Genomic DNA, 13,505 nt, shown 5'->3' with positions numbered 1-13,505 from the left:
GTTCGGTCATCGGCAAAAGTCTGCGCCAATTCGGCAAAGAGTAACGATGCATGAACCCTTGACAGTCCAAAGTCCCGTCACGACTCTGCTCAACAGACCACTGACCGAGGAGCCGGTGATGCTGACGATGCAGGGCGTGTCCAAGAGCTTTCTCGGGGTGCGTGTGCTCCACGACGTGGAGCTCAGCCTCGAAGCCGGAGAAGTGCACGCCCTGGTGGGTGAGAACGGAGCGGGGAAGTCGACTCTGATGAAGATCCTCGCGGGTGAGCACTTACCCGACGCCGGGACCCTCACGATCGACGGGACCGAGCACTCCTTCAGCCACCCGGCCCAGGCACAGGCAGCCGGAATCGGCATCATCCACCAGGAGTTCGCGCTCCTGGCCCACCGCACCGTCGCCGAGAACGTCTTCCTCGGCCGGGAACCCACCCGGTACGGACTCGTCGACCGCCGGGCCATGGAACGGCGCACCGCCGAACTCCTCGACCGGATCGGCGCAACCGGCATCAGTCCGCGGACCCCCGTCCACGAGCTGTCGGTCGCCCGCCGGCAGACCGTCGAGATCGTCAAGGCTCTCGCTTCCGAGGTCCGCATCCTGGTCATGGACGAACCCACCGCCCCGCTCGCCGACCACGAGGCCGGACAACTCGCCGCTCTGGTCCGCCGTCTGGCCGCCCGCGGGCTCGGCATCCTCTACATCTCGCACCGGCTCCGCGAGGTCTTCGACCTCTCGCAGCGCATCACCGTCCTCAAGGACGGCCGCCGCGTCACCACCCTCACCACCCGCGACACGGACGCCGACACCGTCGTACGCGCCATGGTCGGCAGGGAACTGGGCGCCTACTACCCGCCCCGCGCCCGGCCCGAGGAACTGGGCGAGCAGCGGCTCACCGTACGCGGCGGCGGCAACGCCCGTATCTCCGGCATCGATCTGACGCTGCGGGCCGGCGAGGTCGTCGGCGTCGCCGGGCTCCAGGGCTCCGGCCGCACCGCCCTCGCCCGCGCCGTGTTCGGCGCCGACCCTTTCACCACCGGCGCCATGACCGTCGGAGGCCGACCCCTGCGCCCGTCCCGCCCAAGGGACGCCATTCGGGCCGGGATCGCCCTGGTCACCGAGGACCGCAAGACCGAAGGCCTGGCGCTGCGCCAGTCGGTGCGCGACAACGCCCTGCTCGTCACCCGAGCGGTGCCCGCCCGTTCCAGGCTTCCGGCGGGCCGTGAGGTGACGGCTCTGCTGGAGCGCGTACGCCTGCGGGCCGACGGCGAGGACCAGCAGGCTCAGTACCTCTCCGGCGGCAACCAGCAGAAGGTCGTCATCGCCAAGTGGCTCGCCGCCCGCCCCCAGGTCCTGCTGTTCGACGAACCCACCCGTGGTGTCGACGTCGGCGCCAAAGCGGCCATCCACACCCTGGTACGGGAACTGGCACGCGAGGGTCTCGCCGTACTGATCATCTCCTCCGAACTGCCCGAGCTGATCGGAATGAGCGACCGCATCCTCGTCATGTCCGAGGGGCGCCTCGCGGGCGAACTCCCCGCCGGAGCGACGGAGGAGACCATCATGCGTGTCGCCACCAGCGGCGCCGAGGCGCGGGAGGGGGCCGCATGACCGCCCTGCGCCCCGACGTCCGGGAGCCCGTCTCCCGCCCGCGGACCCGGCGGCCGGCCGTGCCGCACTTCACCGGCCCTGTTACCGGTGTCTGGCTCGCGGCGCTCGCCGTCACTGTCCTCGGCTGGATCGTCGTCGCCGCCCGCGGTGGGGACTTCCTCACCGTCACCACCGTCGTCGCGATCCTGCAGAACTGTGTGGCCCTCGGCCTCGTTGCCGCAGGACAGACCGTCGTCATCCTCACCGGATCACTTGATCTGTCCGTGGCGTATCTGATCAGCCTGGGCACGCTCGTGGCCGCCGAGACGATGGAGAGCGGCAGCGTCCTCCTCGCAGTCCTGGCCGTCCTCGCACTCTCCGCCGCCGCCGGTCTCGTCAATGGCTTGATCGTCACGGGTCTGAAGGTCAACGCGTTCATCGCCACCCTCGGCACCGCGTTCATCCTGCGCGGCTGGATCGAGGACAACTACACGGGCCCGGCGGGCAAGGTCCCGGCCTCCTTCCAGCACCTCGGCTACGACCGGATGGGCCCGGTCCCCGTCTCCGTCCTCCTGCTGCTGGCCGTCGCCGCCGTCGTCTGGCTGATCACACGCCGCACCAGGCCCGGCCACCACATGTACGCGACCGGCGGCGACGAGCACGCGGCCCGCCTCTCCGGTGTCCGCACTCGGCGCACGGTCGTTCTCGCCCACATCCTCTGTTCCCTGTGCGTCGGCACCGCCGCCCTCTTCCTCGCCGCCCGGCTCGGCGCCGGAGCCCCGTGGGCCGGCACGGAGGCCCGCTACGACCTGGAATCGATCGCCGCCGTCGTCCTCGGCGGCACCGCACTCGCCGGAGGCCGTGGGGGAGTGACCGGGACCCTCGGCGGCGTCCTCGTCCTGTCCGTACTCGACAACGTCTTCAACCAGCTCGGCGTCGACCCCTTCTTCAAGAACGTGGTCCGGGGCGTCGTCATCATCGCGGCCGTCGCCGTCTACGCCCGAGGCCGCCGCACCCCGCAGGGGAGGACCGCATGACCACCGCAACCGCCTCACTCGGCCGCCGCACCGTCCGCTCCCTGGGCACCGGCGCCCCCGTCTACGCGCTGCTCCTCGTGCTCCTCGGCGCCCTCGCCCTGACCGACCCGGGCTTCTACGAACCCGACCGCCTCCTCGCCTTCGTCAGACGCGCAGCCCCCCTCGTCATCCTGGCCGCCGGCCAGTACCTGGTCATCGTCTGCGGCGAGTTCGATCTCTCCGTCGGGGCGATCGTCACCGCGGGCGTGGTCGTCGCCGCCGAGCTGTACGGCTCGTTCCCCGACGCCCCCTGGCTGCTCGTCACCGCCGTCCTGCTGCTCGCCGGAGCCCTCGCCGGTCTGGTCAGCGGACTGATCACCACGCTCCTGCGCGTGCCGTCGTTCATCACCACGCTCGGCATGATGCTGATCCTCGAAGGCGCCGTCTTCTTCTGGACCGGCGGCTCCCCCCACGGCATGCTGCCCGCCGAGTTCCGCCGGCTCGGCCGCGCAGCCGTGTTCGGCTGGCTGCCCTGGGCCGTCCTCGCCTGTCTCGCCGCGGGAGCCCTCGCCGTACGGCTGATGCGTTCCGACTTCGGCCGCACGCTCCTCGCGACCGGCGACAGCGAACGCGCCGCCGCGCTCGCCGGAGTCCGGGTCGCCCGCGCCCGCACCATCGCCTTCGTTCTCTCCGGCACCGCGGCCGCCCTCGCTGCCGTCCTCGTCGGCGGCTTCTCCGGAGTCTCCGCGCAGGCGGGCCGCGGCTACGAGTTCGAGGCGATCACCGCGGTCGTCCTCGGCGGCGTCGTGCTCGGCGGTGGGCGCGGCTCCGTCATCGGCGCGATGGCCGGAGCGCTCTCACTCCAGGCGCTGTTCACCTTGCTCAACCTGCAAGGCGTCTCCGGAGCCCTTGAATCGACCGTGCAAGGGGTCGTCGTCATCGCCGCTGTCGCCCTCGGCGCCGCCGACTGGTCCCGGCTGCGCCGTCGCCGAACCCACCCCTCGGGAGTGAAACCATCATGAGTACGCGCATGGCCCGACACGCACTCGTGCCCGTCACCTTTCTGTTCGGCGCGGCCTTGCTCGCCGGCTGCACGAGCGATGCACCGCCGGGCGCACCCACCGCCTCCGGCAGCGCCGACGGCACTGGATCGGGCACCGGAAAGCAGTCGAAGTTCTTCGACCGGGCCGAGTACGAACGACAGCTCGCCCTCGCCGACGAGACCCCGCAGGGCCCTGCGGACAAGCCGTGGGAGCAGATGCTCAGCCCGGAGCTCATCGACACGACGCAGTACAAGAAGAAGAGCCCCGGCTCCGTCCACCTCTGCTTCTCCAACGCGGGCGTCTTCAACCCCTGGCGCCAGGTCGGCCTGAAGAACATGCAGGCTGAGGTCGCACTCCACAAGGAGATCGGCGAGTTCACCGTCCTGGACGCCCAGGGCAAGGACGACAAACAGATCTCCGACATCCAGGAACTCAGCGGCAAGGGCTGCGACGCCCTGATCGTCTCCCCGAACACGACCGCCACCCTGACCCCGGCCGTCGAGCAGGCCTGCGCCAAGGTGCCCGTCATCGTCTTCGACCGGGGCGTCGAGACCGACTGTGCCGTCACGTTCATCAACCCCGTCGGCGGTTACGGGTACGGCGCGGTCGCCGCCGACTTCCTCGTCGAGAAGGTCAAGCCGAAGGGGAAGATCCTCGCCCTGCGGATCTCGCCGGGCGTCGACGTCCTGGAGACCCGTTGGTCGGCCGCGAAGGTCGCCTTCGACAAGAGCGGACTGGACGTGGTGGACGTGAAGTTCACCGATGGCGACCCGGCCAGAACCAAGTCGATCGTCAGTGACGCACTGACCCGTAACGGCGACATCGACGGCGTGTGGATGGACTCCGGTGCGACGGCCGTCGCCGCCGTCGAGGCGTTCGAGGACGCGGGCAAGGACGTGCCGCCGATCACCGGCGAGGACCAGCAGGACTTCCTCCAGGCGTGGAAGGAGAAGAAGCTCACGGCCATCGCCCCTTCGTACCCCACCTTCCAGTGGCGCACCCCTGTCATCGCGGCGCTGAGGATCCTCGGCGGACAGCAGGTCCCCAAGGAGTGGAAGCTCCCGCAGCCCACCGTCACCCAGGACACCCTCGATCAGTACCTCAAGCCCGGCATGCCGCCGCTGCACTACGCGATGTGCGGCTGTGAGAAGCTCCCCGGGTTCCCGAAGAAGTGGGGAGGCAAGGAGTGAGCGCCGCCCTGCCGCTCGGGGCCAACCCATGGATCTGGCACTCTCCAGTGACCTACGACGCACTGGGCGACGTCCTGCCGCTCCTCTCGGCGTGGGGCTTCGACTGCGTCGAGATCCCGATGGAGAACGAACGCGACTGGGAACCCGTGGCCGTCACCGAGCTCCTCGAAGCCTCGGGGCTTGCCCCGGCCGCGGTCGTCGCCGTCATGCCAGCGGACCGCAACCTGGTGCGTACCGACCCACAGACCGTCGCGGTCACCCAGGACTATCTGCGCCGCTGCGTCGACGCCGCCCATGCCCTGTCCGCCCCCACGGTGGCCGGACCCGTCTACACCGCGGTCGGCCGAACCTGGCGGATGGACCGCATCGAACGGGCGGCGGCCTACGCGGAGTTGCGCGAGAACCTCGCCCCCGTCGTCGACCATGCGCGGGCCGCCGGCGTACGGATCGCGGTCGAGCCGCTCAACCGCTACGAGACCAGCCTCCTCAATACCGTCGGCCAGACCCTCGACGCCCTGGCCGGACTCCCCGAGGACACCATCGGCCTCGCGCTCGACACCTATCACCAGAACATCGAGGAACGCTCCCTGCCCGATGCCGTACGCCGCGCGGCGGGGCGCATCGTCCACGTTCAGGTGTGCGCGAACGACCGTGGCACGCCCGGCGCCGACTCCCTCGACTGGCCCGGCTTTCTCACCGCACTCACCACGAGCGGCTACCGGGGGCCGCTCTGCATCGAGTCGTTCACCGCGCACAACAACGCCATCGCGATCGCCGCCTCCGTCTGGCGGCCGCTCGCCGACACGCAGGACGCCATCGCCACCGAGGGACTGGCCTTCCTGCGCCGCACCCTCGCCAGCACCCCCGTCCCCCGCTGATTTCCCCTCAAGTCCCTTACGGATCCCGACCACAGAGAGGACACAATCCGTGAGCCAGCCCGCTACCTGTCATGCTCGTGACATACGACGGGCGGTCATCGCATTAGTGAGCGCACTACTGCTCGCGCTGACCGCACTGCCCGCAACTGCCCAAGCCGCCACCGCGGCCAAGGGCCCCGCCTTCCGCGTCCTGCTCTTCACCCGCGCCGTCGGCTATGTGCACGCCTCTATCCCAGCCGGCGTCAAGATGCTCAAGGAGGAGGCCGCCGCCAACAACTTCGACCTCGTCGAGAGCGCCGACCCCGCGGTCTTCGACGACGCGAAGCTCAAGGACTTCGACGCGATCGTCATGCTGCAGAACTCTGGCATGGTCTGGGACACCGACGCCCAGCGCCAGGCGATGCAGACGTACGTGCGGGGCGGTGGCGGTGTCGTCGCCATCCACAACACCCTCGACATGGGAATCGAGTCCGAATTCCCCTGGTGGGACCAGGCCATCAACGGCGGCGTCCACATGCCCGCCCACTCGCCCGGCGTCCTCCGGGGCACCGCCAAGGTCGCCGACCGCGTCCACCCCTCCACCGCAGGACTCCCGGAACGCTGGGAGCGCCCCGAGGAGTGGTACAACTTCGACAAGAACCCCCGGGGTGACGTCCACGTCCTCGTCACCGCCGACGAGACCACGTACAACCCCGGCGGTTCCGCCATGGGCGCCGACCACCCCATCTCATGGTGCCGCAACACCGAGGGCGGCAAGGTCTGGGCCACAGCCATGGGCCACGACGCCCCCGCTTACAGCGAACCCGCGTTCCGCAGCCACGTCCTCGGCGGCATCGAGTGGGCCGCGGGCCACAAGCCCGGAGACTGCGGCGGCACCGTCTGGAGCGGCTACGAGAAGGTCACCCTCGACGACAACACCGCCGACCCGATGGAGCTCGACGTCGCCAAGGACGGCCGTGTCTTCTACATCCAGCGCAGCGGCGAGGTGAAGATCTACGACCCGGCCACCCACGCCACCAGCACGGCCGGCAAGCTCGACGTCTACACCGGCGGTGAGGACGGTCTGGTCGGCATGGAGCTCGACCCCTCCTTCAAGGACAACCACTGGATCTACCTCTACTACGCCCCCGCCGGCGCGTCCGACGACGTCAACCGGCTCTCCCGTTTCACGGTCAAAGGCAACACCCTTGACCTCGCCAGCGAGAAGAAGCTCCTCGACGTCCCCGCCTACCGCGACCGCACCTTCCCCGAACCCGGACACACCGGCGGCGCGGTCGAATTCGGCCCTAACCGCACCCTCTATCTCGGCGTCGGCGACGACACCCCGCCCAACCTCGACCCGAACTGGCAGGGGTACGCGCCACTCGACTGGCGCGAGGGCAAGCAGATGCTGGACGCCGCCCGGACCGCGGGCAACACCAACGACCTGCGCGGCAAGATCCTGCGGATCAAACCGAAGGACTCCGGCGGCTACACCATCCCCAAGGGCAACCTCTTCGCCGAGGGGACCGCGAAGACCCGCCCCGAGATCTACGCCATGGGCTTCCGCAATCCGTTCCGCTTCACCGTCGACCCGAAGACCGGCTACGTCCATGCCTCCGACTACGGGCCCGACCGCGGTCTGCCAACCACCGACCGCGGACCCGAGGGCCTCGTCGAGTACAACGTGATCAAGAAGGCCGGGAACTTCGGCTGGCCGTTCTGTCACGGCAACAACCAGGCGTACGCCCCGTACAACCCCGACACCAAGGAAGTCGGCGCCAAGTTCGACTGCACCGCACCGGTCAACCCCTCGCCGAACAACACCGGTCTGACCGAACTCCCGCCGATCCAGCAGCCGGAGATCTGGTACGGCTACGGAGCGTCGAAGGAGTTCCCCGAGGTCCGCAGCGGCGGCTCGGCCCCGATGAGCGGGCCCGTCTACCACTACGACAGCAAGAACCCGTCCACCACGAAGTTTCCCGCCTACTTCGAGGGAGCGAGCTTCTTCTACGAGTGGTCGCGCAACTTCGTCAAGGAAGTCCGCTTCGACCAGGACCAGAAGCTCCTGAAGATCAATGACTTCCTCTCCTCGCAGAAATTCAACAAGCCGATGGACATGACGTTCGGCCCCGACGGATCGCTGTACGTCCTCGAATGGGGCAGCTCCTTCGGCGGTGGCAACAACGACTCCGGGCTCTACAGGATCGACTATGCGCAGGGGAAGCGCATCCCGGTCGCCAAGGCCACCGCCTCCGCCACCGACGGCCCCGTCCCGCTGAAGGTCGACTTCTCCAGCAAGGGCAGCAACGACCCCGACGGTGACGCACTCAGCTACGCCTGGGACTTCGACGGCGACGGCACGTACGACTCCACCGAAGCCGACCCCAGCCACACCTACACGGCCAAGGGCGACTTCGTCGCCCAGCTCAAGGTCACCGACTCCACCGGCAAGTCCGGCTACGCCAACATCCCTGTCACCGCCGGGAACACCGCCCCCAAGGTGACCATTGACTTCCCGGTCAGCGGCAAACTCATCGAGTTCGGCGACAAGATCCCGTACAAGGTCACCGTCACGGATCCCGAAGACGGCCCGGTCGACTGTTCCAAGGTCACCGTCAACCCGGCCCTGGGACACGACGACCACGAGCATCCCACCACCGACCTCCCCGGCTGCGAAGGCACCGTGGACACCGGCGACCTGGGCGGCCACCCGGAGGGCGCCGACCTCACCTACGTGCTCAACGCCAAATACACCGACCAGGGCGGCGACGGCGTCTCAGCCCTCACCGGCTACGGTCGCGCCGTGCTCCAGCCCAAGCACAAGCAGGCGGAGTACTACGACGCCCAGTCCGGCACCCGGATCGTCTCCCAGGCAGGCGCCGAGAACGGCAAACGCATCGGGGACATCTCCCACGGCGACTGGGTCGCTTTCGACCCGATGAGCGTCGAGGGCATCGGCTCCGTCAGCTATCAGTTGTCCTCACCGTACGGGGTCGGCGCGATCGAACTGCGCGCGGACGCCCCCGACGGCACGCTGCTCGCCACCACTCCGGTTCCCAATACCGGCGGCTGGGACACCTATCGGCCCACCCCGGCCGTACCCGTCCAGGAACTGAAGGGCACCCACAAGCTGTACCTCGTCTTCACCTCGCCGCAGAACAACTCCTTCGACGTGGACGCGGTCGACTTCAGGAGCCCCTGACCCTCCGTCCCGACCGACAGAGCACAGCACGCACAACAGCCTGCCGCGGGTCCGATGTGTCGGCACCGGACCCGCGGCAGGTATTTCCCGGAGAGCGCAGCGTCAGCGAGTGCCGACCGCGGCACGCACCGCCCGTCGGGCCATCGCGCAGTCGTCATGCAGCCGGCGCAGCAGCAGTCGCTGCTCCTCGCCCGACGACAGCGCACCCGGTCGCTCCTGAACCCCGCCCGTGGGCACGCCCCCCCGCATGGCCCGCTGCACCGCCGTCTCGTACGTACGGATCTCCCGTGTCAGTACGAGCATCAGGTTCACCAGGAACGCATCCCGCGCCGCAGGCCCTGCCGCCTGCGCCAGCTGACTGACCTGCCGCCGCGCCACCGGCGCGTCACCCAGCACCGTCCACAGCGTTGCCAGGTCGTACCCCGGCAGGTACCAGCCCGCGTGCTCCCAGTCCACCAGCACCGGACCCGTGGGCGACAGCAGGATGTTGGAGAGCAGGGCGTCGCCGTGGCAGAACTGTCCCATGCCCTGGCGGCCGCCGGCATGCGCCAGACCGTGCAGCAACTTCTGCAGGTCACCCAGATCACGGTCGGTGAAGAGCCCCAGCTCGTGATACCGAGCAATGCGGGATGCGTAGTCCATCGGGGCGTCGAAGAGCCCAGCAGGTGGTCGCCACGCGTTGACCCGGCTGATCGCGCCGAGCGCGGCCCGCACATCGGCGCGGGGCGGAGCCTCCGACGGGTGCCTCGTCAGCGCAGCCACCCGTCCCGGCATTCGCTCGATCACCAGGGTGCAGTTCTCGGGATCCGCCGCGACGAGCCGCGGTACCCGGACCGGCGGGCGGTGCCGGACGAACGCCCGGTACGCCGCTATCTCGTGGCGAAACCGCTCGGACCATGCCAGGGAGTGGTCCAGTAAACACTTGGCGACCGCCGTCGTGCGCCCGGTTGTGCCGACGACGAGCACCGAACGCCCGCTGCGCCGCAGAACCTGGACCGGATTGAACTCCGGGCAGATCCGGTGCACGGAGGCGATCGCCATCCTCAGCTGTGCACCCTGCGGGCCGGACAGGTCCAGCCGCCCGCTGAGCGGGCCGGCACCCGGTCCGGCCGGCCACCGGGGCCGGACCGTGCCGGGAGCCGGCGATGCGGTGCGGGGGTCGAGGTACGGTCCGCCGCCCGCCCCCAGGGGACGCAGCGGCCGGGGCGGGGCGGACACGGAGGACGATGCTGTGTACATGGGCGAGACAGATCCCTTCGTGCGCCGACAAGTAGCGTGCGCCACCCCGGCCGGCGGCCGTTCGGCACCCTGGGGAGTACCTAGGGCTGCCGGACGGGGTGGCGCTTTCCTACCTGACACCGGACCACGGGTTGCGGACCATCTGGCGGACCCTGGCGAACCCTGGCGAATAGTCGCAACGCACGTGACAGGGGGCTACTGTCAACACAGCCGAGAACCTGGGGGCTTGACGTGACCGGAGAACCCAACACCCGCCTGTCTGACCTGTTCGGCCTTGCCGGCTGGTCCAAGGGCGAACTCGCGAGAATGGTGAACCGGCAGGCGGCGGCCATGGGCCACCCGCAGCTGGCCACCGACACCTCGCGGGTGAGGCGTTGGATCGACATGGGGGAGTCCCCACGCGATCCCGTGCCCAAAGTGCTGGCTGCCCTGTTCACCGAGCGGCTCGGTCGTGTCGTGACCATCGAGGACCTCGGGTTCGGCCGGCGCGGGCGTGTGGGGAAGCGGCGAGAGGTCGGGACGCAGGACAATCCCGACGGACTGCCGTGGGCGCCCGAACGGACGGCAGCGGTCCTCACCGAATTCACGGGAATGGACCTCATGCTCAACCGACGCGGCTTGGTGAGCGCGGGCGCCGCGCTCGCCGCAGGATCGACCATCACCGGCCCCATGCACAACTGGCTGCACACCGACCCCGTTCTGGCGGCCGACGCTCCACGGATCGGTGATCCCCTCTACGCGGACCAGGCCGGTTTCGACCGGTACGAGGCCGCCCCCATCGGATCGGAGGAGATCGAGGCACTGGAGCGGTCCGTCGAGGTGTTCCGCGCCTGGGACGCCTCCCGGGGCGGCGGACTGCAGCGCAAGGCTGTCGTGGGCCAGCTCAACGAGGTGGGGGGCATGCTCGCCTACCGCCACCCCGACCATCTGCAGCGCCGCCTCTGGGGCGTCGCCGCCAACCTCGCCGTTCTCGCGGGGTGGATGTCCCACGACATCGGTCTGGAACCCACCGCCCAGAAGTACTTCGTCATCGCCGCCCATGCGGCGCGCGAGGGGGGCGACCGTCCCCGCGCGAGCGAGGCACTCTCCCGGGCGGCCCGTCAGATGGTCCACCTGGGCCGTCCCGACGACGCCCTGGACCTGATGAAGCTGGCCAAGTCCGGCTCAGGAGACAAGGTGCTGCCACGCACCCAGGCGATGCTGCACACCATCGAGGCATGGGCACAGGCATCCATGGGCCGAGGTCAGGCCATGCGCCGTACGCTCGGCAGGGCCGAGGAGCTCTTCGTGTCCGACAAGGGTGATGTGCCGCGGCCCAGTTGGATGCAGATGTTCGACGAGGCGGATCTGCACGGCATGCAGGCCCTGGCGTTCCGCACGCTCGCCGAGCACGAACCGGCGGCGGCGCTCATCGCCCAGCGTCATGCCAAGCAGGCTCTGGAGCTGCGCGTCAATGGGCGCCAGCGCTCCAAGATCTTCGACTACATCTCGCTCGCCTCGGCGTGCTTCATCGCCGACGACCCGGAGCAGGCCGACCGTTACGCACGGCTCGCCCTGGTGGCGATGGGGGAGACCTCCTCGCACCGGACCTGGGACCGGCTGCGCGAAATGTACCGGCTCACCGGTCAGTTCGCGGGATACGTGAAGATCCAGGACCTGCGCGAGGAGATCGAGCTCGCCATGCCGCCGAGCTCGGTCATCAAGCGGCCCAGGCGTTCGGAGATCTGATCGGCCGACGCCGCGAAGAAGAGGAGCGCCGACAACCCACCGCCTGAGCACCGCACGCGTAGAGGTCTCGTCCGTCTGCGTTCCTGTGCCGTGCCGTGATTCGCTCTGCTCTCGTGCTCCTGCGGCCTACCGGGCGCTCACGCCCCGATACGGGCGACCAGCACGCATGCGTCGTCCAGGCGCTCGGTCCCACCGAACTCCTCGACGACGGTACGTACGCACTCCTGTGCCGTACGGGCCTCGGCGAAGCGAGGTGCGAGATCGAGCAGTGCCTTTGGGCCTGCCCCCCGGTCACTGCGGCGGGTCAGTCCGTCGGTGTGCAGAACCAGCACATCGCCGGGCAGCAGGTGCACGTCGTCCTGTTCGTACGCGACCCCGGACGCGGCCCCGAGCAGGACCCCGTCCGGCGGGGGCAGCGGGCGTCCCGCTCCGTTGCGGAAGAGCAGTGGCGCGGGGTGGCCGGCCTGCGACCAGGCGAGAGTGCCGGTCGCCGAGTCGAAACGGCAGCACACCGCGCTGCCGAGAGCGGGCTGGGCCGACGATTGGAGTAACTGGTTGAGATGGCCCATCAGAGCGCCCGGCTCGATGCCGACGACGGACATGCCGCGCAGTGCGCCCAGCAGCATCGCCATGGCCGTGGTGGCGGGGATGCCATGACCGGTGAGATCGCCGACCGTGAGGAGCGTCCTGCCGTCGGGCAGCTCCAGCGCGTCGTACCAGTCGCCTCCGATCAAGGCGCTGGAATCCGACGGGAGATAGTGCGCCGCGACATCCAGTGCGCCGGGGCCCTGGTGCGGGAGGCGCAGCGAGCCGCGCCACGGGGGCAGCACGGTCTCCTGCAGCTCGACCGCCATCCGTCGTTCGGTCCGCGCCATGTGCTGCTGACGCCGGATCGATTCACGGGTCCGGCTCACCACGCGCTGGCTGCGGCGTAGTTCGCTCACATCGCGCAGCACGGCCCACATGGAGGCGGTGCATCCGTCCGCATCGAGGACGGGCTCGCCCATCATGTGCAGGGTGTGCATCCGGCCGTCGGCCCGAAGAATGCGGAACTCGCCGTCTATCGTCTTCCCGTCGACCAGGCAGGCCGTCACCAGAGAGGTGAGCAACGGTTGATCCTCGGGAAGCAGTACGGACGGAAGCTCGTCCAGCGACAGCGGTCCCGCCTGTGGGGACCGGCCGAAGATCTGGAAGAGCTCCTCCGACCAGCTGACCTCGTCGGTCAGCAGATTCCACTCGGCGCAGCCCACACGGCTGAGCAGTGAACCGGGCCGCGGCTCGTCGAACGGTTTCTCCTCGGCGGGTTCCGGCTCCTCGGTGAGCTGCTCCGCGTCCCCCGGCGGCAGGCCTTCCTTCAGTTGTCCCAGATGCGTGCCGAGATCATCGAGATGATGGACCGCCAGTTCGCAGAGCGCACGCTGCCAGCGCAGCTGCGGATCGTCCTCGTCGATCAGGACGGCATCGCGCCGCACCGCGTCCACGTCTCCGCGCAGCCGAAGGGTCCGGTCGATCAGCACATCGAAGGCACCGCGTTCGGGCGGTTGTGGGGCAGGGCGGTTCGCGGACGGATGGGGCGGCATCTCATACTCCGGTCTGGGGGGTGACCGATGACGACTGTGGCACAGGCTGAGGAGGCCCGTAA

General features: G+C 69.4%; 9 protein-coding genes. 7 read left to right on the top strand and 2 right to left on the bottom strand.

Annotation, left to right across the window (positions count from 1 at the left end):
- The first annotated feature begins 118 nt into the window (after window positions 1-118).
- The 6 genes from AB0N06_RS24090 (at window position 119) to AB0N06_RS24065 (ending at window position 8,896) form a co-directional block, all read left to right on the top strand.
- Complete coding sequence (locus AB0N06_RS24090; RefSeq protein WP_366136749.1) at window positions 119-1,606, top strand: sugar ABC transporter ATP-binding protein; 1,488 nt, start codon at window positions 119-121, stop codon at window positions 1,604-1,606.
- Window positions 1,603-2,622 carry an ABC transporter permease gene (locus AB0N06_RS24085; protein ID WP_366136748.1) on the top strand — a complete coding sequence of 340 codons (1,020 nt, stop codon included), beginning with the start codon at window positions 1,603-1,605 and terminating at the stop codon, window positions 2,620-2,622. Before AB0N06_RS24090 ends, AB0N06_RS24085 begins: the two co-directional genes overlap by 4 nt.
- Window positions 2,619-3,623 (top strand): ABC transporter permease, encoded by a 1,005-nt coding sequence (locus AB0N06_RS24080; protein ID WP_366136747.1) that lies wholly within the window; start codon window positions 2,619-2,621, stop codon window positions 3,621-3,623. Before AB0N06_RS24085 ends, AB0N06_RS24080 begins: the two co-directional genes overlap by 4 nt.
- The gene (locus AB0N06_RS24075) at window positions 3,620-4,834 is read left to right on the top strand and encodes an ABC transporter substrate-binding protein (protein ID WP_366136746.1); all 1,215 of its coding nucleotides are present in this window, start codon (window positions 3,620-3,622) and stop codon (window positions 4,832-4,834) included. Before AB0N06_RS24080 ends, AB0N06_RS24075 begins: the two co-directional genes overlap by 4 nt.
- Window positions 4,831-5,712: a sugar phosphate isomerase/epimerase gene (locus AB0N06_RS24070; RefSeq protein WP_366136745.1), complete on the top strand. Its 882-nt coding sequence runs from the start codon at window positions 4,831-4,833 to the stop codon at window positions 5,710-5,712. The genes AB0N06_RS24075 and AB0N06_RS24070 overlap by 4 nt, the downstream gene beginning before the upstream one ends.
- 106 nt (window positions 5,713-5,818) lie before the next feature.
- Window positions 5,819-8,896: a ThuA domain-containing protein gene (locus AB0N06_RS24065; RefSeq protein ID WP_366136744.1), complete on the top strand. Its 3,078-nt coding sequence runs from the start codon at window positions 5,819-5,821 to the stop codon at window positions 8,894-8,896.
- A gap of 102 nt (window positions 8,897-8,998) precedes the next feature.
- Here the strand turns inward: AB0N06_RS24065 and AB0N06_RS24060 are convergent, their stop codons facing one another.
- Window positions 8,999-10,135, bottom strand: coding sequence for an aminoglycoside phosphotransferase family protein (locus tag AB0N06_RS24060; RefSeq protein WP_366136743.1), 1,137 nt, complete (start codon window positions 10,133-10,135; stop codon window positions 8,999-9,001).
- A gap of 231 nt (window positions 10,136-10,366) precedes the next feature.
- Here AB0N06_RS24060 and AB0N06_RS24055 point away from each other — a divergent pair, with 231 nt between their 5' ends.
- Window positions 10,367-11,863: a hypothetical protein gene (locus tag AB0N06_RS24055; protein ID WP_366136742.1), complete on the top strand. Its 1,497-nt coding sequence runs from the start codon at window positions 10,367-10,369 to the stop codon at window positions 11,861-11,863.
- A 137-nt stretch (window positions 11,864-12,000) separates the two neighbouring features.
- On the opposite strand, the gene AB0N06_RS24050 is transcribed toward AB0N06_RS24055, so the two are convergent.
- Window positions 12,001-13,443, bottom strand: coding sequence for a SpoIIE family protein phosphatase (locus AB0N06_RS24050; protein ID WP_366136741.1), 1,443 nt, complete (start codon window positions 13,441-13,443; stop codon window positions 12,001-12,003).
- Between the last annotated feature and the right edge of the window lie 62 nt (window positions 13,444-13,505).

This window comes from Streptomyces sp. NPDC051020 (assembly GCF_040683105.1).
Lineage (GTDB): Bacteria > Actinomycetota > Actinomycetes > Streptomycetales > Streptomycetaceae > Streptomyces.
This window is presented reverse-complemented; position numbering and strand designations above follow the sequence as displayed.